The 21,312-nt window shown below is 64.6% G+C and carries 20 protein-coding genes; 12 read left to right on the top strand and 8 right to left on the bottom strand.

Going from position 1 to position 21,312, the window contains the following annotated elements:
• Window positions 1-125 precede the first annotated feature (125 nt).
• Complete coding sequence (locus AC04PT_RS13735; protein ID WP_482874278.1) at window positions 126-1,208, bottom strand: NAD(P)/FAD-dependent oxidoreductase; 1,083 nt, start codon at window positions 1,206-1,208, stop codon at window positions 126-128.
• A 108-nt stretch (window positions 1,209-1,316) separates the two neighbouring features.
• Entirely contained in the window at window positions 1,317-2,198 is an 882-nt protein-coding gene (locus tag AC04PT_RS13730; protein ID WP_482874277.1) for a pirin family protein, read from the bottom strand.
• A 99-nt stretch (window positions 2,199-2,297) separates the two neighbouring features.
• Between AC04PT_RS13730 and AC04PT_RS13725 the strand changes: the two genes are divergently transcribed.
• From AC04PT_RS13725 to AC04PT_RS13695, 7 genes are all read left to right on the top strand, one after another.
• On the top strand, window positions 2,298-3,197 hold the full coding sequence (locus AC04PT_RS13725; protein WP_482874276.1) for a LysR family transcriptional regulator: 900 nt from the start codon (window positions 2,298-2,300) through the stop codon (window positions 3,195-3,197).
• 172 nt (window positions 3,198-3,369) lie between these two features.
• Window positions 3,370-4,122, top strand: a complete 753-nt coding sequence (locus AC04PT_RS13720) for an ABC transporter ATP-binding protein (RefSeq protein ID WP_482874275.1) — start codon at window positions 3,370-3,372, stop codon at window positions 4,120-4,122.
• Complete coding sequence (locus AC04PT_RS13715; RefSeq protein ID WP_482874274.1) at window positions 4,119-4,856, top strand: ABC transporter ATP-binding protein; 738 nt, start codon at window positions 4,119-4,121, stop codon at window positions 4,854-4,856. Before AC04PT_RS13720 ends, AC04PT_RS13715 begins: the two co-directional genes overlap by 4 nt.
• The gene (locus AC04PT_RS13710) at window positions 4,853-5,734 is read left to right on the top strand and encodes a branched-chain amino acid ABC transporter permease (protein ID WP_482874273.1); all 882 of its coding nucleotides are present in this window, start codon (window positions 4,853-4,855) and stop codon (window positions 5,732-5,734) included. The genes AC04PT_RS13715 and AC04PT_RS13710 overlap by 4 nt, the downstream gene beginning before the upstream one ends.
• Before the next feature lie 22 nt (window positions 5,735-5,756).
• Window positions 5,757-6,755: a branched-chain amino acid ABC transporter permease gene (locus tag AC04PT_RS13705; RefSeq protein ID WP_482874272.1), complete on the top strand. Its 999-nt coding sequence runs from the start codon at window positions 5,757-5,759 to the stop codon at window positions 6,753-6,755.
• A 23-nt stretch (window positions 6,756-6,778) separates the two neighbouring features.
• On the top strand, window positions 6,779-7,969 hold the full coding sequence (locus AC04PT_RS13700) for an ABC transporter substrate-binding protein (RefSeq protein WP_482874271.1): 1,191 nt from the start codon (window positions 6,779-6,781) through the stop codon (window positions 7,967-7,969).
• A 63-nt stretch (window positions 7,970-8,032) separates the two neighbouring features.
• Window positions 8,033-9,166 carry an iron-containing alcohol dehydrogenase gene (locus AC04PT_RS13695; RefSeq protein ID WP_482874270.1) on the top strand — a complete coding sequence of 378 codons (1,134 nt, stop codon included), beginning with the start codon at window positions 8,033-8,035 and terminating at the stop codon, window positions 9,164-9,166.
• A 3-nt stretch (window positions 9,167-9,169) separates the two neighbouring features.
• On the opposite strand, the gene AC04PT_RS13690 is transcribed toward AC04PT_RS13695, so the two are convergent.
• Both AC04PT_RS13690 and AC04PT_RS13685 read right to left on the bottom strand, forming a co-directional pair.
• Entirely contained in the window at window positions 9,170-9,916 is a 747-nt protein-coding gene (locus AC04PT_RS13690) for a FadR/GntR family transcriptional regulator (RefSeq protein ID WP_482874269.1), read from the bottom strand.
• Window positions 9,917-9,989: 73 nt separating this feature from the next.
• Window positions 9,990-11,000 carry an AraC family transcriptional regulator gene (locus tag AC04PT_RS13685; RefSeq protein ID WP_482874268.1) on the bottom strand — a complete coding sequence of 337 codons (1,011 nt, stop codon included), beginning with the start codon at window positions 10,998-11,000 and terminating at the stop codon, window positions 9,990-9,992.
• A 104-nt stretch (window positions 11,001-11,104) separates the two neighbouring features.
• Between AC04PT_RS13685 and AC04PT_RS13680 the strand changes: the two genes are divergently transcribed.
• From AC04PT_RS13680 to AC04PT_RS13660, 5 genes are all read left to right on the top strand, one after another.
• The gene (locus AC04PT_RS13680) at window positions 11,105-11,857 is read left to right on the top strand and encodes an SDR family NAD(P)-dependent oxidoreductase (protein ID WP_482874267.1); all 753 of its coding nucleotides are present in this window, start codon (window positions 11,105-11,107) and stop codon (window positions 11,855-11,857) included.
• Window positions 11,858-11,866: 9 nt separating this feature from the next.
• Entirely contained in the window at window positions 11,867-13,093 is a 1,227-nt protein-coding gene (locus AC04PT_RS13675; protein WP_482874266.1) for an acetyl-CoA C-acetyltransferase, read from the top strand.
• Entirely contained in the window at window positions 13,090-13,974 is an 885-nt protein-coding gene (locus tag AC04PT_RS13670; RefSeq protein WP_482874265.1) for an enoyl-CoA hydratase/isomerase family protein, read from the top strand. The genes AC04PT_RS13675 and AC04PT_RS13670 overlap by 4 nt, the downstream gene beginning before the upstream one ends.
• Window positions 13,975-14,051: 77 nt before the next feature.
• Complete coding sequence (locus AC04PT_RS13665) at window positions 14,052-14,801, top strand: SDR family oxidoreductase (RefSeq protein ID WP_482874264.1); 750 nt, start codon at window positions 14,052-14,054, stop codon at window positions 14,799-14,801.
• Entirely contained in the window at window positions 14,801-15,895 is a 1,095-nt protein-coding gene (locus AC04PT_RS13660; RefSeq protein ID WP_482874263.1) for a CaiB/BaiF CoA transferase family protein, read from the top strand. The genes AC04PT_RS13665 and AC04PT_RS13660 overlap by 1 nt, the downstream gene beginning before the upstream one ends.
• Before the next feature lie 121 nt (window positions 15,896-16,016).
• Here AC04PT_RS13660 and AC04PT_RS13655 read toward each other — a convergent pair whose 3' ends face one another.
• From AC04PT_RS13655 to AC04PT_RS13640, 4 genes are read right to left on the bottom strand one after another with little or no spacing between them, the layout of a single operon-like run.
• Entirely contained in the window at window positions 16,017-16,709 is a 693-nt protein-coding gene (locus AC04PT_RS13655; RefSeq protein ID WP_482874262.1) for a nitroreductase, read from the bottom strand.
• Window positions 16,706-18,316: an acetate--CoA ligase gene (locus AC04PT_RS13650; RefSeq protein WP_482874261.1), complete on the bottom strand. Its 1,611-nt coding sequence runs from the start codon at window positions 18,314-18,316 to the stop codon at window positions 16,706-16,708. The genes AC04PT_RS13655 and AC04PT_RS13650 overlap by 4 nt, the downstream gene beginning before the upstream one ends.
• A 23-nt stretch (window positions 18,317-18,339) precedes the next feature.
• Window positions 18,340-19,512 carry an acyl-CoA dehydrogenase family protein gene (locus AC04PT_RS13645; protein WP_482874260.1) on the bottom strand — a complete coding sequence of 391 codons (1,173 nt, stop codon included), beginning with the start codon at window positions 19,510-19,512 and terminating at the stop codon, window positions 18,340-18,342.
• Between the two features lie 12 nt (window positions 19,513-19,524).
• On the bottom strand, window positions 19,525-20,526 hold the full coding sequence (locus AC04PT_RS13640) for a phosphotransferase family protein (RefSeq protein WP_482874473.1): 1,002 nt from the start codon (window positions 20,524-20,526) through the stop codon (window positions 19,525-19,527).
• Window positions 20,527-21,312 lie beyond the last annotated feature (786 nt).

Below are 21,312 nucleotides of genomic sequence, written 5' to 3'. Positions count from 1 at the left end.
CGTCACGCAGGGGTCTTCTCGGTCTGCCCGGCAGGGTATCAAGGGGCGTTGCGTCGGATGCAGACACAATGCACCCCGATTTTTGGGGTGCAATCCAGTCGTCCCGCCATCATGGCGAGTGCTACTCAAGCCTGGTTCAGTAGCTTGTTGTATTTCGATAGGAACAGATCCTCGCCCTTCATCTTGCGGGTCACGAAATCACCCGCGGTGAACAGGCTGAGGAAGGAATTGCCGCGCTTCGGGCCGAGCGGCACGAGGATCGGCGCCTTGGGGCCCCAGGGCTTGTAGGATTTCAACTCTTCGAGCGGTTTGCCCGCCATCAGGCCTTTCAGGGTGGACTTGAGCCAGGGCAGCTGGCGGCTGGTGGCGACAATGGTCATGCCGTCGCCCGCGTCGGACACGTCTCCGGCGGCAAAGACGTTGGGCAGCGAAGAGGGGCGTAGCCAGGGGTCCACATTGATGCGGTTCGCGGTGCTTTTCTGCGTGTCGGGCAGGGTTTCGAGAAGAGAGGAATTGGCGCGGGAGCCGAGGACGGGGAAGATCAGGTCGAAGTCATGCTCGGACCCGTCCGACAGCGTCAGGCTGCCGGCGTAGGGCTCGGTCAGGTTTTGCAGGTTCTCTGCGCGTTTGCCGAGCACGAGGGTCACGCCGACGTCGCGCAGCTTGCTCGCCAGTGCGTCGCCCAACTTGTCCGGCATGGTGGGAAACAGGCGGTCGGTGTCCGAAATCAGCGTGATCTTCTTGTCCGGCATGGCATGGGCAATCTCGCCCGCCAGTTCGGTGCCGACGGCCCCGGCGCCGACAATGCCGATGGTGCGGGCGGCTTTGACCTGCTGGTAAATGTGCTGATTGGCCTGGCGCAGCCCCTCGATGTCAGAGCCCACCGGCTTGAACGGCATGGCATTGGACGAGCCGGTGGCGACGACGATGTAATCCGCCTCGACCTTTTGGCCGTCATCCAGCGTCACGCCGGTCGCGTCGATGCCGGTGGCGTGGGCACGCAATACGCGGCCGTTTGTGAGCAGGCGGTCGTAAGAGATCAGGGCGCGGTCCGTCAGCGAGGGATCGACCACGGCGCGGATCATCGCGGGCGCATGGACGAAGTGGCTGCGCGGCTCGATCAGGGTGACGTCGGCGGTGTCGTCGAGGGACTTGGCGAGATCGGCGCCGATGTAGCCGCCGCCGACAATGGCGATGCGTTTGGACATGGGGATGGTTCCTTTTGGGGCGGCCAGGCGGCGGAGGGTCCGCGACGCAGGCCGGTGCTTGTTCGGGGTGACGGGGAGGGACCACGGATGCGGTCCCTCCGTTCTGGGTCAGGCGCTCTCGGGTTGATAGGTGATCTGTCCGTATTTGCCGGCGCGAAACTCGCGGAAGGCCTCGGTCAGCTCGGTATCACTGTTCATCACGAAGGGGCCGCGCATCGCCACCGGCTCGTCGATAGGGGCACCGCCGAAGAGCAGAAGGTCGAGCGGCTCGGCGCCCGGGTTGGTGATCTTGATTTCCAAGCCGTCTTTGCCCAGCACGAAAGAACGCTGCGCGGCGATCTCCGTTCCGCTAACGATGCCGCCTTGCGTGGGCAGGAAGCCCGCGACGGGCAGGCCATCGGGCAGGGTCACACGGGCCGAGCCCATGGGTTCGATGCGGACATGCCAGATGAATTCCTTCGCGAAAGCCGGGATCGGCGCGGCCTCGTCCTCGTATCCGCCCAGAAGCACCTTGAGATGGGCGCGGCCACCCGGCAGCGGTACGACCGGCAAATCCTCGGCCGAGACGGGTCTGTACTCGGCAGGCTCGGCCTTGTTGCGCGCGGGCAGGTTGATCCAGAACTGGAAGCTGTGCAGCCTGCCGCCGTGGGTCCGCAGGTCTGCGGGGATCATCTCGTCATGCACGATGCCGTTGCCGGCCTTCATCCATTGCACGCCGCCCGCTGTAACGGTGCTGTTCCCGCCGGTGCTGTCGGCATGGGTCAACGCGCCTTCGAGGACGTAGGTGAAGGTGGCGATACCACGGTGCGGATGCGCGAAAGACCCGTCGGGATCGGGAAGCTCGCCCGGGGCGATGTCCCTTGGCGGCATGTGGTCGAGGAGCATGATCGGCCCCACGAATTGCACCGCCGCATTGGGCAGGGCGCGGCCGATGGTAAAGGGGCCAACCTGGTCGGGCTGGACGCCGTGCTGTGATTTGACCTGTTTCATCGGATACCTCCGTTTGCTGATCCAGAGGTAGGGTCTCCGACGCGCTATTGAAATTTATATTTCCTGCGCATCTATATTAGCGATGCTTATCAGGTGGGGATGCAGATGAAACTGGACCAGTTGAAGGTGCTGCGCGCCGTGGTCGAAACCGGGACGGTCAAACTGGCAGCCGAGAGCCTCAATCGGACCCAGCCTGCGGTGAGCCAGGCTCTGAAGGCGCTGGAGTTCCAGACCGGCACTGAGCTGTTTGACCGCTCGGGTTACCGGCTCGAGCTGACGCCGGTGGGGCGGCGGGTCTATCTGCAATCGCTGCGGGTGCTGGCCGAGGCCGAGGACCTGACCCAGCTGATCCGGCATTTCGAGAAAGGGCAGGAAGAGACGATCACCCTCGCCATCGACGCCGCCGCCGATCCGAACCTTTTGACGCCGGTGCTTAGCGGCCTGCAGACCCGCTTTCCCGACACCCGTCTCGTGCTGCGCGCAGAGGTCCTGTCCGGCGCGATCGGGGCGGTGCAATCCGGCGAGGCCGTGCTCGCCCTGGCGCCGGCGATCCCGGTTATGCTGGAAGAGGCGGGCTTCGACTACAGCCCGCTGGCCGGGTCGGTGATGCGCAACGTCGCCGCGCCGTCGCTGCTTGAGGCGATGGAGGGCGCGCTTACTCTGGCCGAGCTTCGGCGGTTTCACCAGATCATCGCGCGCGACAGTGGGCAGGCCGCCGGCCTTTTTGACCGCGAGCTGGGCGTCCAGAAGGGGCAGCGGCGGTGGTACGTCGGCGATCTGCACATGAAGAAGCAGCTGCTGATGGCGGGGTTGGGCTGGGGCCGCCTGCCCGAGCACATGATCGCCGAAGAGCTGGCGCAGGATCGCTTGCGCGAGATCGTCCTGCCTCACACCCACCTCAGCTTTGACATAGAGGTCTATGTCTTTCGCCAGCGCGGGGCGGGCAGGGGGCCTGTGGCCGCGCATCTGTGGGAGGCCTTCGCCGCAGCACCCCGGTAGCGGACCGCCGCCGCACAGCCTTCCCATCTGCAATTTTTGTCGGACACTAACCGAGAAAGGCTTGACCGACCGCCAGGTTGTAATTAATGTCGGACACTAATGCAGGAATATGGGAGATTCCTGCAGGCAGGGAGGATGCACTGTGCGGCAAAACGGCAATCCATTACTCGAGGTGCGGGATCTTACCATCAGGTTCGGCGGTGTTGTCGCCCTCAACGAGATTTCACTCGAAATCCACGAGCAGGAAATCCTCGGGCTGATCGGCCCCAACGGTGCGGGCAAGACGACGCTGTTCAATTGCCTCAGCCGTCTCTACCGCCAGAGCTCCGGCGATATCCTCGTCAGGGGCGAGAGCATCACTCCGCTGGGCGCGGAGGATATGGCCGCCCGCGGCATCGGGCGCACCTTTCAGAACATCGCGCTGTTCGAGACGATGACGGTCTACGAGAACGTGTTGACCGGCGCGCAATTCGCGATGAACGGTGGCCTCGCGGCAGACATTCTCAACGGCGCAAGTGTGCGCCGGGAACGGGCCGAGACGCGCGAGCGGATCATGCATCTGCTGTCGCTGCTCGACCTGGCGGACATTGCCGATCACACCATCGCTGATCAGAACTTTGCCGTGCGCAAGCGGATCGAGTTCGCGCGGGCGCTGGCTGCGAAACCGAGCCTGCTGATGCTCGATGAGCCGGCCGGCGGGCTGAACCGCGAAGAGGTGCGGCATCTGGAAGACCTGATCCGGCAGGTGCGCGACGAGTTCAAGGTCGCGGTGCTGCTGGTCGAACATCACCTGAACCTCGTCATGAAGGTCTCCGACCGCGTTGTGGCGATGGATTTCGGCCAGAAGATCGCCGACGGGTTGCCGCATGAAGTGCGGGCGCATCCGCAGGTCCTGCGGGCCTATCTCGGGGAGGAAGCAGCATGAAACATGCGCTGGAACTCAACAACGTCACGGCCTCCTACGGCCACGGCAGCATCCTGCACGGCATCGACCTTGCGGTGCCGGAGGGTGGCGTCACGGCGCTTCTTGGCGCGAACGGCGCGGGCAAGACCACCACGCTGCGCGCCATCTGCGGCATGATCGAAACCCATGGCGAGGTGCGGCTGTTCGGCGAGGAAATCACCGGCAAGAGCCCCGAGGCCATCGCACGGATGGGCGTGGCCCATGTGCCAGACGGGCGCGGCACCTTCACCAGCCTGACGGTGATGGACAACCTGCGGCTCGGGGCTTTCACCGCGAAAAAGCGCGGCAACTTTCAGCGCTCGCTCGACCGGGTGTTCGACTATTTTCCCCGGTTGAAAGAGCGCGTGGGTCAGCACGCCGGCACGCTTTCCGGCGGCGAGCAGCAGATGCTGGCGATTGGCCGGGCGCTGATGGCCGAACCGCGGTTGATCCTGCTGGACGAGCCCTCGATCGGGCTGGCGCCGGTGATCGTGAAGCAACTCTTCGAGATCCTCGACCAGATTGCGCGCGATGCGGGGGTCTCGATGCTGCTGGTCGAGCAGAATTCGAACCTCGCGCTGAAACTGGCCTCGAACGCGGCGCTGCTGGAGGTGGGCAACCTCGTGGCGCGGGGCACCGCCGAGGAGCTTTCGCAGAACCAGGAGATCGCACGGGCCTATCTGGGCGATGTCGCGGCAGAGGGGGCAGGGGCATGACCTTTTTTCTCGAACAACTCATCATCGGCCTGTCGTCTGGCGGTATCTACGCGATTATGGCGCTGGCATTGGTGATGATCTACAAATCCACCGGCCACGTGAACCTGGCGCAGGGCGAGATGGCGGTGTTTTCCACCTTCATCGCCTGGACGCTGGTGCAGATGGGCGTGCCGATCTGGCCTTCGATCTTACTGACGGTGGCCGTGTCTTTCGTCGGCGCCATCGTGCTGGAGCGCGTCGTCGTCCGGCCCTTTGCCAAGGCCGACGACCTTGTGGTCGTGGCGGTCTTCGTGGGGCTGTTTCTCAGCATCCACAGCCTTGCCGGCGCGATCTGGAACTACGAGGTCAAACCCTTCCCCAGCGCCTTTTCCGACGGCTCGATCAGCCTGATGGACGACCTGTCGATCCGGGCGCATACCTTGGGGTCGCTGCTGACCACCGTGGCGGTGCTGACGGCGGTGTGGTTCTTTTTTCGCTACACCCGCCTCGGCCTCGCGCTGCGGGCCGCTGCGGACAATCATGAAAGCAGCCGTCTGGTGGGGATCAACGTGTCGGTCATGCTGGCGCTTGGCTGGGGGCTGGCGGCGGGGATCGGCGCGGTGGCGGGCGTGATGATCGCGCCGGTGACCTTCCTCGATCCCGGCATGGGCCTCGCGCCGCTGATCTTTGCCCTTGCAGGCGCGCTTCTGGGCGGCATCACCAGCCCCTTCGGGGCCGCCTTGGGCGGGCTGATCGTCGGCGTGCTGGAGGCGATGGTCTCGGCCTATGTCCCCTATGGCATCGAGTTTCGCGAGTTGATCGCGCTGATGCTGATCCTGTCGGTTCTGCTGGTGCGGCCCGCGGGTCTCTTTGGTGAAATCGTGACGCGGAGGGTGTGAAATGACCATGGAGAGCACAGACATGACCCAGGCCCTGAGCGCCCTCCGTAGCCGCAAGGTCTCGCTTCCTCTGGCGCGGTTCGGATACGGCGCCGCGGCTCTGGCCCTGCTGGCCGCGACCGGGGTACTGGAAGGCTACGAGCTGTTCCTCGCGTCCTCGATCCTGTCCTATGCCATCGCCGCGATGGGGTTGAACGTGCTGATGGGCTACAACGGGCAGATCTCGCTGGGCCACGGCGCGTTCTTTGCGATCGGCGCCTATGCGGCCGCGATCTGCATCGACCGGTTTGCCGTGCCCTTCGCCCTGACACCGGTGATCGCCGGTGTCGTCGGCATGGGAGCAGGCTGGCTGATCGGCAAGCCGGCGCTTCGGCTGGAGGGCGTCTACCTTGCGCTGGCCACCTTCGGGCTGGCGATTGCCACGCCGACGGTTCTGCGCTCGGACCTCTTTGCAGAGTGGACCGGCGGCGTGCAGGGGCTGTTCCTGCTGATCAACCCCGCGCCCGAATGGGCCGGGCTGGACCTTGACCAGTCGATCTACCTCGCAGTCGTGGGCTATTTCCTGCTTTTTGCCTTTCTCACCCTGCGGCTGGTGCGCGGGCTCAATGGCAAGGCCTGGATCGCCACGCGCGACAACCCGATTGCCGCCCGCGCCATGGGCTTTGACGTCACCCGCGCCAAGACCCGCGCCTTTGTCTTCTCGGTACTGGCCTGCTCGGTCGGAGGTGCGCTTCAGGCGGTTGCCGTGCAATTCGTGGCACCTGACAGCTTTCCGTTTTTCCTGTCGATCTCGCTGTTCACCGCCGTCGTCGTGGGCGGGCTCTGCTCGCCGCTGGTCGGCCCGCTGCTGGGCGCGGTCTTCATCGTCATGGTGCCCAACGTGACCGAAGAGATCTGGCAAGGCGGAAGCTGGGCTGTCTATGGCGGCGTCATCATCGCGATCATGGCGATCCAGCCGCGCGGACTGGCCGGGATGCTCGGCTGGGTCAAGGGCAAGCTCACCACGCACACCAACAGATAACAGCAGACAGGGAGGAACCGACCATGCTGAAATCAACCACTGCCCTCGTTTTGGGCCTCACCCTCGCCAACGGCGCAATGGCGGCCAATTATGACAAGGGCGCCTCGGACGACGAGATCAAGTTCGGAACCATCGTGCCGCTCAGCGGCCCGGCCTCGGCCTATGGCTCGACCGGCACCTGCATCGCGGCCTATTTCGACATGGTCAACGACAAGGGCGGCATCAACGGCCGCAAGGTCAGCGTCTCGGTGCAGGACGACGTCTACAACCCGGCCAAGATGCTGGAGCAGGCCCGGCGGCTGGTCGAGCGCGAAGGCGTGCTGTTCATCGCGGGCAACATCGGAACGCCGACGAATTCGGCCATCCACCGCTACATGAACCAGCGCAAGGTGCCGCATCTGTTCCTGACCACAGGCGCGTCGAAATGGGACGACCCCGAGAACTATCCCTGGACCATGCCCTATATCCCCAGCTACGCGGCGGAGGGGCGGATCTATGCCAAGTACATCAAGGAGAACATGCCCGACGCCAAGATCGGCATTCTCTACCAGAACGACGACTTCGGCCGCGACTACATGGATGCCTTCATCGACCAGTTGGGCGATGAGAGCATGGTGGTCTCGGCCGTCAGCTACGACACCTCGGCGGCCACGGTCGACAGCCAGATGTCGACCCTGAAGGAAAGCGGCGCGAATGTGTTCTTCAACGTCGCCTCGCCCAAGTTCGCGGCACAGGCGATCCGGCGGGCAGGCGAGATCGGTTGGGATGCGACGCAATTCCTTGTCTCGGTGTCAAACGCCAAATCGGCGGTGCTGGAGCCCGCGGGGCTGGATCATTCCACCGACATCATCTCGACCCAGTACCTGAAGGAGCCGACCAACCCCGCCTATGCCGAGGATGCGGACGTGCAGGCATGGCAGGCCTTCAAGGCCGATTATTTCCCCAAGGCCTCGGAGGGCAATTGGTGGGACTGGTCGTGCTATTCCACCGCCTACACCATCGAGCATGTGCTGACGCAGGCGGGCGATGAACTGACGCGGGAAAACCTGATGCGGGTGGCCTCCAATCTCGAGGGTTTCGAGGCACCGATGCTGCTGCCCGGGATCACGGTGAATACCGCCGAGGATGATTTCGCGCCGATTGAGGCGATGTCGCTGATGAAATTCGATGGCGGCAACTGGGCATTGTTCGGCGACGTGATCGCCGTCGACTGATATGCCCGTCCGGCAGCGCGCCCTTGCTCCCCGGGTGCGCTGCCACTTTGATTGGAGAGGCCGATGACCCGAATTGCGCTCACCCCCATGGAGGCCGTGATCCACGGCACCCCCGCCGCGCAGGCCGTGGCGACCGAGGCCGAGCGGCTTGGCGCGCGGCGCGTCTTCGTCATGGCCAGCGGCACGCTTTGTCGCGAGACCGACGAAGTCGAGAAACTGAAGTCTGCCCTGGGCGCGCGCTGCGCCGGAGTCTTTGACCGGATGGGCGCGCATGTGCCGCGCGGCGATGTGATTGAGGCGACCGCTGCGGCGCAGGAGGTCAGGGCCGATCTCATCGTCACCATCGGTGGCGGTTCCCCCACTGACGGGGCCAAGGCGGTGGCGCTCTGCCTCGCCAATGACGTCTCGACCGTTCAGGACATCGACCGGTTGCTTGCCGGCGAGGTCGCGGCCCCTGCTGTGCCGCAAATCTCCATCCCCACGACGCTCTCTGCCGGAGAGTTCAGCGCCATCGCCGGCGTCACCAACGAGGCCACGGGCACCAAAGAGATGCTGCGCCATCCGGGTCTGATGCCGCGTGTGGTGATCCTCGATGCCGAGGTCGCGCGACACACGCCCGAATGGTTGTTCCTGTCCACCGGCGTGCGCGCCATCGACCATTGCGTCGAGGGCATCTGTTCGCAGGAGGCCAACCCCTTCGGCGACGCTCAGGCGCTGAACGGATTGCGGCTGTTGGCGGACGGGCTGACGCGCATCAAGGGGGACGCTTCTGATTTGCAGGCCCGGCAGGACTGTCTGCTGGGGGCCTGGCTGTCGATGGGGCCTCTGACCAGCGGCGTACCAATGGGGGCGAGCCACGGGATCGGCTATGTGCTGGGCGCCAGATACGGCATCCCGCACGGCCACACGTCTTGTCTCATGCTGCCTGCGGTGATGGCGTGGAATGCCTCCGTCAACGCGGACCGCCAGGCGTTGGTGGCCGAGGCGCTGGGGGATGCGTCAGAGCCCGCCTCAAACCTCCTGCACCAGCTGATTGCAAGCCTCGGTCAGCCACGTGGCCTGCTCGCCAACGGTATCTCGCGGGATGTTTTCTCCGATATCGCAGAGGCCGCGCTTCACACCCCTTGGGTGCCGAAGAACCCGCGCCCGATTGCCGGCGCGGACGATGTGATGCAAATCCTCGAACTGGCGGCCTGAGCCTCAAGCCTCCCGCGCCTTCGGAAAGACCGCCGGATCGGTGATATCGAGGCTGGCCAGTTCATATCCCTTGCGGAAGTCGTTGAGGTGCTTGATCATCCAGGCCTTCGCCTCGTCCGCGTCACCCCACTTGATCGCGTGAAGGATCTTCTCATGCGCGGTCAGCAGGCGTTCGCTGGCGTTGAGGCTGGTCATCACCGTCTGGAACGACGGGTAGAACAGGTCGCTGATCGGCAGCCTCAGCGACTGGATCACCCGGTTGTTGGCGGCCAGAGCGATCAATTCGTGAAACTCGATATCCAGTTTGACCAAGGCGTCGGGGTCGTCCATCGCCGCTCTGGTCCGGGTGATATTGTCTTCCAACGCTGCCAGATTTTCAGCATTGCGCCTGTTCGCCGCGGCCTCGGCCGCCACCGGGTCGAGCGCGCGGATCGCCTCCCAGATCTCTTCGAAGGTGACGCCGTTCATCACCAAGGGCGTCACCAGCCGGCGCGACAGCTCTTCGGTATCCGGGCGGGACACGAAAAGCTTGCGCTTGCCTTCTTCACGGTAGAGCAGGCCCTGCTGTTCCAGCGACCGGATCGCCTCGCGCACGGTCGAGCGGTGGATGCCATTCTCACTGGCCAGCGCGGTTTCGGCGGGCATGCGGGCCCCGGGCTGCAATTCGCCGGAGAGGATCTTCTGTTGCAGGGCAAGCGCCAGCTGCCGGAACACGGGCAGATCGGCAGTGGTGTCGAGGTCGAGTTTCATGGGCAACTTTCACGATAAACTACGCCACGTCAGCTTACATGCTGACCGACGCTAATGCGAGACATTTTCCGGATTATGAAATATCGTCGGACACAGTAGGAGTCTGTCGGCTCTCCGCCCGATACCGCGCCGGAGAGGTCCCGGCCCATCTCTGGAAGGCCCGGAAAAAGGCGCTCGGCTCGGCATATCCCAAGAAATCGGCCACATCGGCAACCGGCATGTTGGTCGCGGCCAGAAGGTACTGGGCCTTGGCTGCGCGCAATTCGGACGTCAGTTTGCGAAAGCTCTCGCCCTGATCCTTGAACTGCCGTCGCAAGGTGCTGGGTGACATGCGGAACTGCCGGGCGAGACTGTCGAAGTTCGGCCAGTCCCGCGGCGACTTGCGTGACAGCAGCGCGCGCACCTGCCCGGTCACGTCGTCCATGCCGCGATAGCCCACAAGCAGGTTGCCGGGCGCCTGTTTCAGGTAGCGCTTCAGGGCGGCCTCGCTGCGGTTGACCGGCAGGGTCAGGTGCGCGGCGTCAATCACCACCTGCGTTTCCGGCGCGTCGAACTGAACTTGCGTGCCGAACAGGCGCGAATAGGCCTCGGCCCCCTCGGGCGCGGCGCAGCGAAAGGCCACCTGCACCAAGGGCAATCGCCGCCGCGCCAGCCAGCAGAGCGGTCCCAACAACACGATCAGAAGCGTGCGATAGGCAAAGGCCGAAGCGGGCGGTCCGTCGTCGGTAAAGGCGATGATGGCCTGCGCGTTTCGGACCGTGACGGTCCCATGCGGGGCACCAACCATCACGCCCAAGGCCCAAAGCGCGCGCTCCAGCGCCTTGCCGAGGGTCGGCGCGCCGCGGATGGCATGGCACATCAGCGCAAAGCTGCCCGGCCGCATCGGATGCGCGGTCATGCCCAGCATTTCACCCTGCAACTCCTGAGCGAGCGCGAACCAGAATTCCCCGTATTGCGCCAGCGTCATCGGCCCGTCCGGCGCAATCCGATGAGCAATCGGCGTGGCATCGAGACCGGCGCGGCGGGCGCAGTCGAAGGCTTCGTCGATGAAGACCGGAGAGACCGGTGCCGTGAGGTCTGACATGGCTTTCATATGGCATTTTCGGTCATAAAATGGAACGGAAATGTCATTGTTTGCCATGCGGACACGCTCTATCGATCTGAGCCAAGCCACTGAGGGAGGACGGCATGGACATTACAGGCAAGACGATACTGGTCACCGGCGCGAGCTCCGGTCTAGGCGCGGGGGTCGTGACCCGGCTCATCGCTGGCGGGGCGAATGTGGTCGGGCTCGACATCAACATTGACGGTGCATCAGAGGATGACCGCAAGGTGATGGCCAAGGCCGATGTGACCTCCGCTGATCAGGTAGCAGAGGCCATCGAGACCGCGAAAACCCGCTTCGGCGGCCTGCATGGGCTGGTGAATTGCGCCGGCGTCGCACCCGGCGAAAAGATCGTAGGTCGCGACGGGCCGCATGATCTCGACAGCTTCGCACGTGCAGTCTCGATCAACCTTGTCGGCACCTTCAATACCATGCGGCTCGCGGCCAAGGCCATCGCAGTGGCCGAGCCGGGGCCGGACGGAGAGCGCGGGGTGATCGTCAACACCGCCTCAGTTGCGGCCTTCGACGGCCAGATCGGGCAGGCGGCCTATGCGGCGTCCAAGGGCGGCGTGGTCAGCCTGACATTGCCTGCGGCGCGGGAATTGGCGCGGTCGGGCATCCGCGTGATGGCCATCGCGCCGGGTATTTTCGAGACGCCGATGATGGCCGGTCTGCCGCAGGAGGTGCAGGACTCGCTGGGCGCCAAGGTGCCGTTCCCGCCGCGTCTCGGGAAGGCCGAGGAGTTTGCCGACCTGGTTGCCGCGATCTTTGCCAACCCGATGCTGAACGGCGAGGTGATCCGGCTGGACGGCGCGCTGCGTATGACCGCGAAATAGGGGCTGACCATGCAACATGTTCGAATTTTCGACGCGGTTCGCACGCCGCGCGGCAAAGGCAAGGCCTCGGTCGGCGCGCTGGCGGAACTCAGCCCGGTGGAGCTGGCCACTGTTCCGCTTAAAGCCTTGAAGGAACGGTCGAACCTCGACACCTCGGCCATCGGCGACGTAGTGCTCGGCTGCGTCGATCCGGTGGCCGATCAGGGCGGCGACATTGCGCGCACGGCGGCCCTGGAGGCGGGCTATGATGAGGCGGTTCCCGGCGTCCAGATCAACCGCTTTTGCGCCTCGGGGCTGGAAGCCTGCGCCATCGCGGCGGGCAAGGTGGCCAGCGGCGAGGTCGGCTTGGCCGTGGCCGGCGGGGTCGAGATGATGAGCCGGGTTCCGATGCTGTCGTCGGGCATGCCGGTGTTGGCCGATCCCGGCATCGCCATCCCGCGCAAGTCGGTTCCGCAGGGCATCTCGGCCGACCTGATTGCCACGCTGCGGGGATACAGCCGCGACGACGTGGACGCCCTGGCGGTGGAAAGCCAGCGGCGCGCCGGCCGCGCGTGGGAGGAGGGGCGCTTTGCCCCCTCCATCGTGCCGGTCAAGGACCGCAACGGTCTGACCGTGCTCGACCGCGACGAGGCGATCCGGCCGAGGGCGGACATGCAGTCCCTGGGCGCGCTGAACCCCTCCTTTGAGCGCTACGCGAAGAAAATGGAATATGACGCTGTTGCGGAACAGAAATACCCCGAGATTGGCGCCCTGAAATACGTCCACCATGCCGGCAATTCCTCGCAGATCGTCGATGGCGCGGCTGCGGTTCTTCTGGGGTCTGAGAAAGCTGGCAAGGATAACGGCCTGACGCCCCGCGCCCGCATCCTCGGGCTGGCCTCGGTGGGGTCCGAGCCGACGATCATGCTGACCGGGCCCAAGGCCGCCTGCGACCGGGCGCTGAATCAGGCCGGGCTGGGCTACGCCGACATCGACCTGTGGGAGTTGAACGAAGCCTTTGCCTCGGTGGTTCTCTATTTTCAGGAGGAAACCGGCGTCAGTCCGGACCGGATGAACGTCAACGGCGGGGCCATCGCCATGGGCCATCCGCTGGGGGCCACGGGCGCCATGATCCTGGGCACGCTGCTCGACGAGTTGGAGCGCGCGGACAAGCAATTCGGCTGCGCCACGCTTTGCGCCGCGACGGGACAGGCGATCGCCATGGTGATCGAACGGATGGAGGGAGAAAGCGCATGAGCCAGATCATCACCCTGGGCATCGACGGCCATGGCATTGCAGAGCTGTGCTGGGACGATCCGGACCGCAAGGTCAACGTGTTTTCCACTGAGGCCATCTCGGAATGGGTGGGCTTTGTGGACCAGGTGGCCTCGGACCCAAGTGTTCGCGGCGTGCTGATCACCTCCGGCAAGGCCTCGTTTCATGCCGGCGCAGATCTGCGCATGGTCGGCGGTTTCTTCGACATGTCGGCCGAGGATCTCTGGTCCGTCATGGCCCGCGTCAAGGACAGCCTTTACCGACTGGAGACCTGTGGCAAGCCGGTGGCCGCAGCGATCAACGGGCATTGTCTGGGCGGCGGTTTCGAGATGGCGCTGGCGGCACATGCCAGGTTCGCCGTGGACGATCCGGCGATCAAGCTCGGCCTGCCTGAGGCCGGGCTCGGGCTGATGCCGGGCTTCGGTGGCACTCAGCGTCTGGCGCGGTTGGCGCCATGGCAGCGGGTGACGGCGGACATGTTGCAGGGGGTGACCTACGACGTGGCGGAAGCGCGATCTTTGCGGTTGCTGACCGATGATGTCCCTGCAGGTGCCTTGCGCGATGCCGCCCGCCGGTGGCTGCTGGACAATCCCGCAGCCGAACAGCCGTGGATGGCGCGGGGTTATCGTGGGCCATCCGCCCCGGAGATCGAGCGGTACTTCCACGCGCTGAACGCCGGGTTGACCCGCGATGGTGTGGCCGACCGACCCGAGCAAAGGTTGATTGCCGAAGCCATTTATCACGGGCTGCAAATGCCGATCGAGCCGGCGCTGCGGCTGGAGGTGCGCCGGTTCATCGAACTGACCCGCAACTCCTCGGTCAGGCAGACCTTGCAGGCGCGCTTCTTCGGCGAAGCCGCATGACGCGTCATTCTATTATTGTCGGACACTAATGTGCGTGATAGCGTTCATGGCAATCGCAGGTTCGGAGGAGAAAACACATGCTTGAAGGCAAGATCGCGGTGGTGACCGGCGCGTCGTCGGGGCTGGGCTATCAGTTTGCCCTGACGCTGGCCGGGCAGGGCGCCGCCGTCGCTGTGGCCGCGCGCAGCGCCGACAAGCTTCACGATCTGGTGGCGCGGATCACGGCAGAGGGCGGCAAGGCGCAGGCCTTCGGTTTCGATGCCGCGGACCCCGCCGCACCCGATGCGCTGATCGCCGCCGTGTCCGAGCAGATGGGGACGCCCGACATTCTGGTCAACAACGCCGGCATCAGCAGGCCCGCCCGCGCCCACAAGGCGACGCTTGAGGATTTCGAGCAGACCATGGCGGTCAACGTCCGTGCGCCCTGGCGGCTGTCGCAGCTCTGCGCCGAGCGCTGGATCGACGAGGGCCGCGAGGGGTGCATCGTCAACGTCTCCTCGATGCTGTCGACGCGGGTCGCCAAAGGGGTGTCGCTCTATACCATGTCGAAGGCCGCGATCCGGAATCTGACCGCTGGTCACGCGCTGGAATGGGGCCAGCACGGCATCCGCGTCAACGCGCTCTGTCCGGGCTATATCCGCACCTCGATCAACGATGAATTCTGGGACACCGACCAAGGCAAGTCCGAGCTCGCGAAGCTGCCGCGCCGCCGTGTGGGCGAGCCGAAGGATCTCGACAGCGCGCTGCTGTTTCTCGTCGATCCGCGCAGTCATTTCGTCAATGGCGAAGCGCTGACGGTCGACGACGCGCAGAGCTGGGCGATCTGATGAGAGAGCGAAAACCGCGCGCCCTCGAGGGGCTGAAGGTCGTCTCGATGGCTGAGCAATATCCCGGGCCATTCTGTACGCTGACCCTGTCGGACATGGGCGCCGATGTGATCCAGGTGGAGCGGCCGGGCGGCGATCCCTCGCGGTTTCTGCCGTCGTTCTACGAAGGGCTGAACCGAAACAAGCGCTCGGTGGCTCTGGACGCGCGCGACCCGGCGCAGAAGAAGGAACTAATGCGGCTCATCGAGCAGGCCGACGTGTTTCTCGAAGGCTTTCGGCCGGGCAAGCTGGCGAAGCTTGGGCTTGGCTACGACGACCTGAGCGCGGTGAACCCGCGGTTGATCTACGTGTCGATATCGGGCTTCGGCCAGAGCGGTCCCTACCGGATGCGCCCCGCGCATGATCTGACCTTCCAGGGGATCGGCGGCGCTTTGGGCGAGCGCATCAGCGGGGCGGTGAGTGGTCTGCCTCCGGCGGTATTGCTGGGCGACAGCGTCTCGGCGCTCTATGCGCTGACCGGCGTGCTGTCGGCCTTGCTGGCCCGCGAGCGGACCGGGCAGGGCACCCATGTCGACATCGCCATGAGCGACGCGGTTCTGGCCTTGCAGACACCCTTCATTGCCGCCGATGCCGCTGAGGACGCCAGCCTGCCGCAGCGCGATCCGGGCTATGCGCTCTACGAGACCGCCGACGGCCGCTGGCTGACCACCTCGGTGGCGCATGAAGATGCCTATTGGGATCAACTGTGCCGCGATGTGGGGATGACGGAGGGTGTGGGTCTGACCCGTCCCGAGCGTGTGGCCCGGCGCGATGAGCTCGTCGCGAAGATCGCCGCACGCATCCGGGACAAGCCTTTCGCGCATTGGGAGGCGCTGTTCGAGGCCTCGGGGCAGATGTGGGGGCCTGCGCTGCGGCGTGAGGAGCTCGCAGAGGACCCGCAGTTCCGGACGCGCGGGCTGTTTGACGAGGTCACGCGGCAGGATGGGATAGTGCAACCCGTGTTGCGCCAGCCGGTGAAGTTCTCGGCCTATGACAATGCACCGCTGCGGCGGGCGCCGGGGGTCGGGGAACACCAGGGCGAAGGCTTCGACTGAGCGCGGAAGGTTGCCAGAGGCGATCCCGCGCCCCGGACTTGATCCGGGGCCTCTCGCTCGGCTGACCAGGAGGTCCCGGCGCGAGGCCGGGATGGTTGCGCAAAGGACGTCAGGCTGTGTGTCAGTCGTGAAACCGTGCGTAGTCCTCGACGCCGAGGCGCCCGGTCTTGAACCGGTTCGCCGGATCGGACGGGTCGGCGTGGCCCAGCGCCATGCCGCAGATCACCGTGCGATCGTCGGGTAGGGCCAACACCTCGCGGATGGTCTGATGATAGGCCGCGAAGGCCTGTTGCGGACAGGTGTCCAGCCCGAAACCCCGCGCCGCGATCATGATGCTTTGCAGGAACATGCCGGTGTCGAGCCAGCTTCCAATCGGCAGGTCCCGGTCGATGCTGAAAATCAGCCCCACCGGCGCGTCGAAGAACAGAAAATTCCGCCTGAGCTGCGCGCGCATCCGCGCCGTGTCTCCCCGCGCAATGCCGAGGGTGGAATAGAGGCCCCAGCCGGTTTCCCGCCGCCGTGCCAGGTAGGGCTCGCGCAACGGGGCCGGGTAGTACTGATAGGTTTCCTCGCCCGCATCACCGGCGTCGAACCGCGCGGTGATCGCGGTGGTCAACCTGTCCAGCGCAGGTCCCGTCACCACGTCCACGTGCCAGGGCTGGATGTTGGAGCCGCTGGGCGCGCGCCCGGCGATTTCCAGGATGCGCCAGAGGGTCTCGCGCGGGACCGGCTCGGGCAGGAAGGCCCTGACCGAGCGACGCGAGGTGATGGCTTCGGCTGCGGTGCGCGCCTCTGGCCGATCGAGGCAGTTCATGCCGGCTGCCCCGCGAACTCCTGCTGCTTCAACAAGCGCCGCTGGATCTTGCCGGTGGGCGTCTTGGGCAATGCGTCGACAAAGGCAATCCGGCGCGGGTACTTGTAGGGCGCGGTCAGGGCCTTGGTGAAATCCTGCAATTCCTTGGCGAGCGCGTCGCTCGGGGTATGTCCGGACTTCAGGATGATGAAGGCCTTCACCACCTCGCCGCGGGTCTCGCAGGGGCTGGCGACGGCGGCGCATTCCAGCACGGCCTCGTGCTCCATCAAGGCATTCTCCACCTCCATCGGCCCGATGCGGTAGCCCGACGAATTGATCACGTCGTCGTCGCGTCCGCCGAAGAACAGGTAGCCGTCGGCATCCATGCTGGCGGTGTCGCCGGTCAGGAACCAGGTCACGCCATCGACGGTCTGGTAGCTCTCGGCGGTCTTGTCGGGGTTGTTCCAGTAGCCCAGCATCAACTGCGGGTGCGGGCAGCGGATCGCCAATTGACCGGGCGTGCCGGCAGGGGCTTGACGCCCGTCCTCACCCAGGATCGCGGCCTCGGTGCCCGGCAACGGCTTGCCCATCGCGCCGGGCTTCACCTCCATCTGCGGATAGTTGAGCACGGTCATCAGCGTCTCGGTCTGGCCGTAGCCGTCGAGCAGCAGCGCGCCGGTCTTGTCCGACCACGCCCTGACGATCTCGGGATTCACCGACTCGCCTGCCGAGACCGACAGCCGCAGCGCCGAAAGGTCATGGCCCGAAGTATCCACCTGCACCAGCTGCCGGATCTCGGTGGCGGCGGCGCAGTAGACGCTGACCTTGTAACGCTCGAGCAGCTCCAGCCGCCTTTCAAGGTCGAACGGACCGTCATAGAACAGTACCGTCGCGCCGCAGCTCCAGGGGCCGTAGAGGATCGACGTGCCGGCCTTCGACCAGCCGGTGTCGGCGGTACACCACATCACGTCCTGCTCGGTCAGCGACAGCCAGTACCAGGCCGAGACCCGCCAGGAAAACAGCGCCCGGCTGGCGTGCAGCACGCCCTTTGGCAGGCCGGTCGAGCCGGAGGTGTAGAACATGATCGCCGGGTCTTCGGCCTCGACCCGGACCGGAGTGAAATCGGCACTGTGCCGCGCCATTTCGGTCTCGAAGTCATCCCAGCCCTCTGCCGCTCCGACGGAGAGCCGGACCTTGGCGCCGCTGGCAATCTTGTGCGTCTCCGCAGCGGTTGTCACCACCGCCACCGCGCCGGAATGCTCCATGCGATAGGTCACATCTTTCTCGGTCAGCATGGTCACACAAGGGATCGGGATGGCCCCGATCTTGTTGCAACCGACCATGGCGATCTGCCACTCGGGGATGCGTGGCAGCATGATCAGCACGCGGTCGCCTTTCCGCACGCCCTTGGCGGTCAGGTAATTGGCGAAGCGGTTTGTCAGGTCGCGGATGTCGGCATAGGTGAAACGCCGCTCTTCGCCCGCGTCGTTGACCCAGATCAGCGCCATGCGCTCGGGGTCTTCCGCCCAGGCATCCACCACGTCGCCGCCGTAGTTGAACGTCTCCGGCACCTGCCATTCGAAGCGCGCGCAGGCGGCCTCGTAGCTCGTCATCTCAACACGTTGCATGCTTGCTCCTCCCCTGAAGCGGTTCAACCCTTCATGATCCGGCGCGAGATCGCCCATTTGTGAACCTCGGACGGCCCGTCATAGATGCGGAAGGCCCGGGTCTCGCGGAAGATCTGCTCGACCACCGTATCGCCGGTCACGCCCATGCCGCCCAGCACCTGCACGCAACGGTCGGCCACGCGGAACAGCGCCTCGGACACCGCCGTCTTGACCATCGAGCTTTCGTGGCGCCCGTGTTCGCCCTTGTCGAGCAGGGCGCAGGCCCACCAGATCATCAGCCGGCTCTGTTGCAGTTCCATCTCGTTTTCGGCCAGCATGGCGCCGATCTCGCCGTGCCGCCCGATGGGCTTGCCGAAGGCCTCGCGCTTGCGAGCGTAATCCAGTGCAACCCCCTGCGCCCGCATCGCGCCGCCGAGCCAGCGCATGCAATGGGTCAGCCGTGCCGGGGCCAGCCGGACCTGTACGTAGCGAAAGCCTTCGCCAACCTCGCCCAGCACGTTCTCGGCCGGGACGCGCAGATTGTCGAAGGTCACCTCCCAGTGGCCGCCGGTAAAGGAGCTGTCGAGCGTATCAAGCTGCCGTGTCAGGCTGATGCCGTCGGCGTCCATGTCCGAGATCAGCATGGTCGGGCCGCCGGGCCTGTCGCCATCGGCCTCCACGTCGCAGAAGATGATGGTAAAGCCCGCGCCCTGCGCCCCGGTGATCAGCCATTTGACGCCGCTGACCACGAAATCTTCGCCGTCATAACGGGCCTTGGTTTTCAACTCGGAGGGATCGGCGCCGGCCCCCCAAGGCTCGGTCATCGAGAAGCAGGAGCGGAATTCACCGGCCGCGAAGGGCTTCAGCCAGCGCTGTTTCTGAGCCTCGGTCGCGACCTTGTCGAGCAGGTTCATGTTGCCCTCGTCGGGCGCGGCACAATGCATCGCAATAGACCCGAGCGGGGACAACCCGCAAGCCTCGAAGGCAATCGCCATGCTGACGTGATCCAGCCCCAGACCGCCCCATTCCTGCGGCACATGCGGCGCGAACAGCCCCGCCTCACGGGCCAGAGCGTTCAGCTCGATCCGCAGTTCCTCGGTGGGGCCGTGGGAGGTGTTGCGCGGGTCTTTCTCATAGGGAACGATCTGCTCCATGACAAAGCTCTCGATCCGCTGGCGCAGCGCATCCTGTTCAGGGGTGGGCTCGAAAGAGATCATGGGCAGTCCTTTTCAGTAATAGTCACCGCGGGCGACCTGCAGGCCGAAGCTCAGCAGGCCCCGGGAAAGGTCGTCGAAGCGGGCGAAGTCCGGGTCATCGGTGCCGCCGCTCTCGTAGCGGCGGTAGAGCTGCTGAAACACGACGGCGAGGCGTAATGTGGCCAGCGCGCGGTAATAGGTGAAATCGGTCAGTCTGCGTCCGCTCGCCTCGGCATAAAGCGTCGCGGCCTCTTCGCGAGTGGGAAAGCCGTGGCGTGCCGTGGGCATCTGGCGCAACTGGTGCATCGCCTCAGGATCTCCGGCCTCGGTCCAGTAACTGAGCAAGACCGCGAGGTCATAAAGCGGATCGCCCAGCGTGCCCATATCCCAATCGATCAGGGTCCGAGGTTCAAGGGTGTCCGGATCGAGGATGATATTGTCGAGTTTGAAGTCATTGTGAATCAGGGTGGGCGCACGCGAAGTTTCGGGCGGGTGGGCATCCAGCCAGTCTAGCAGCGCGGTCAGGTCCTCCGGCGCATTGTCCCAGGCCAGCCGTGCGCGCTTGCTCCAGCCGCGTTGGGTGCGTTCCACGAAGCCGTCGGGCCGCCCAAGGTTGCCGAGGCCGCAGGCTTCGGCGTCAACCGCGTGCAGTTCGGACAGCACATGGGTGATCCTGCGGCCGAGGGCGGCGCCAATCTGCTCGCTGGCTCGCCAATTCCCAATAGTGTCCGACGGTATTGACTCACCGATAACCAAGCCCGGGCGATATTCCATCATTAGAAACGGTGCGCCGACGACCGACAGATCATCGCAAAACAGCGCGGCCTTCGGGACTAACGGCATCACCGGGTGGAGGCTTGAAAGGATACGGTATTCGCGGGCCATATCGTTGGCCCCAGGTGGGACCGGACCGGGCGGAGGACGCCTCAATACAAGGGGTCCGCCTTCAGTTTGAAGGAGGAAGTTCATGTTTCCATAGCCGGCGGCGAATTTCTGAGGGGCGGCGCCCGGGTTCAGAACGATCCCGTGACGCATGAGGTACGCCTGCAAACGATCCTGGTCCAAGCCCGGAACGCTTTTCGGAGAAGTCCTTTGCTGTCGACTTGAGGTGGTGACCATCATTCTGCCCTTTAGTGTCCGACAGTAATTGTTATACACACGGGTTGGGGTGGTTGCAAAAGAAATTTTGACGGTCATTATGGCAAGAGGATTGCAGGGCCGGCTTGGCTTTACCTCGGCCGTGGCGCTGATTGCTACGCTAGCCTCAAGCCCCGTCATGGTCTGCCTCGCGAATTGCAAGGCGGGTACAATGCACTCGGTGTCCTCTGCATGACGCAGATTCGAGCTGACCAGCAGGCTGTGACCAAGGATTCTGAGTCGCGCGATTTTGCGAGTGCAACTTAAACATGAATTTGACTATCATCTAACAGTTTTGAGTATAGTTTTGACGCGACGTCATAATGTGCGCGCGCAACTTTTTTTGCTTGCGAGGATGTCATGCAGAGGCCTGTCATCCTCATAGCATGCTTGAAATTCCCGCATGCGAAAAAATTTTGCAGTGTCGGTTTTCGCAAGCTCCGTCACTTGAACCCCTTCAAAACATGGGGTTACGCGCAGCTTCGAACACGCGCGTTCATTCTGAAACATTCAATGATCCCCCCGGCGGAGTGCATGCCTTCGGTCGGGGCGGTGACCTCATGGTAAGATGAACGATACACCTACACTTCTCGTCCAAGAACTCCTTGATCGATGCATCCTTGCGTTTCGCGCGGCTCTCAAGGGTCCCGATCCCGATGGCAAAGACCAAGATGCTCCGAGCTT

This window comes from Litorisediminivivens sp. KMU-197 (assembly GCF_056858395.1).
This window is presented reverse-complemented; position numbering and strand designations above follow the sequence as displayed.

Bases quoted from the DNA above. Each gene is read 5' to 3' on its own strand.
- AC04PT_RS13735 (WP_482874278.1), bottom strand. From the start codon at position 1,208: ATGTCCAAACGCATCGCCATTGTCGGCGGCGGCTACATCGGCGCCGAT.
- AC04PT_RS13730 (WP_482874277.1), bottom strand. From the start codon at position 2,198: ATGAAACAGGTCAAATCACAGCACGGCGTCCAGCCCGACCAGGTTGGC.
- AC04PT_RS13725 (WP_482874276.1), top strand. From the start codon at position 2,298: ATGCAGATGAAACTGGACCAGTTGAAGGTGCTGCGCGCCGTGGTCGAA.
- AC04PT_RS13715 (WP_482874274.1), top strand. From the start codon at position 4,119: ATGAAACATGCGCTGGAACTCAACAACGTCACGGCCTCCTACGGCCAC.
- AC04PT_RS13710 (WP_482874273.1), top strand. From the start codon at position 4,853: ATGACCTTTTTTCTCGAACAACTCATCATCGGCCTGTCGTCTGGCGGT.
- AC04PT_RS13705 (WP_482874272.1), top strand. From the start codon at position 5,757: ATGACCCAGGCCCTGAGCGCCCTCCGTAGCCGCAAGGTCTCGCTTCCT.
- AC04PT_RS13700 (WP_482874271.1), top strand. From the start codon at position 6,779: ATGCTGAAATCAACCACTGCCCTCGTTTTGGGCCTCACCCTCGCCAAC.
- AC04PT_RS13695 (WP_482874270.1), top strand. From the start codon at position 8,033: ATGACCCGAATTGCGCTCACCCCCATGGAGGCCGTGATCCACGGCACC.
- AC04PT_RS13690 (WP_482874269.1), bottom strand. From the start codon at position 9,916: ATGAAACTCGACCTCGACACCACTGCCGATCTGCCCGTGTTCCGGCAG.
- AC04PT_RS13685 (WP_482874268.1), bottom strand. From the start codon at position 11,000: ATGTCAGACCTCACGGCACCGGTCTCTCCGGTCTTCATCGACGAAGCC.
- AC04PT_RS13680 (WP_482874267.1), top strand. From the start codon at position 11,105: ATGGACATTACAGGCAAGACGATACTGGTCACCGGCGCGAGCTCCGGT.
- AC04PT_RS13675 (WP_482874266.1), top strand. From the start codon at position 11,867: ATGCAACATGTTCGAATTTTCGACGCGGTTCGCACGCCGCGCGGCAAA.
- AC04PT_RS13670 (WP_482874265.1), top strand. From the start codon at position 13,090: ATGAGCCAGATCATCACCCTGGGCATCGACGGCCATGGCATTGCAGAG.
- AC04PT_RS13665 (WP_482874264.1), top strand. From the start codon at position 14,052: ATGCTTGAAGGCAAGATCGCGGTGGTGACCGGCGCGTCGTCGGGGCTG.
- AC04PT_RS13660 (WP_482874263.1), top strand. From the start codon at position 14,801: ATGAGAGAGCGAAAACCGCGCGCCCTCGAGGGGCTGAAGGTCGTCTCG.
- AC04PT_RS13655 (WP_482874262.1), bottom strand. From the start codon at position 16,709: ATGAACTGCCTCGATCGGCCAGAGGCGCGCACCGCAGCCGAAGCCATC.
- AC04PT_RS13650 (WP_482874261.1), bottom strand. From the start codon at position 18,316: ATGCAACGTGTTGAGATGACGAGCTACGAGGCCGCCTGCGCGCGCTTC.
- AC04PT_RS13645 (WP_482874260.1), bottom strand. From the start codon at position 19,512: ATGATCTCTTTCGAGCCCACCCCTGAACAGGATGCGCTGCGCCAGCGG.
- AC04PT_RS13640 (WP_482874473.1), bottom strand. From the start codon at position 20,526: ATGCGTCACGGGATCGTTCTGAACCCGGGCGCCGCCCCTCAGAAATTC.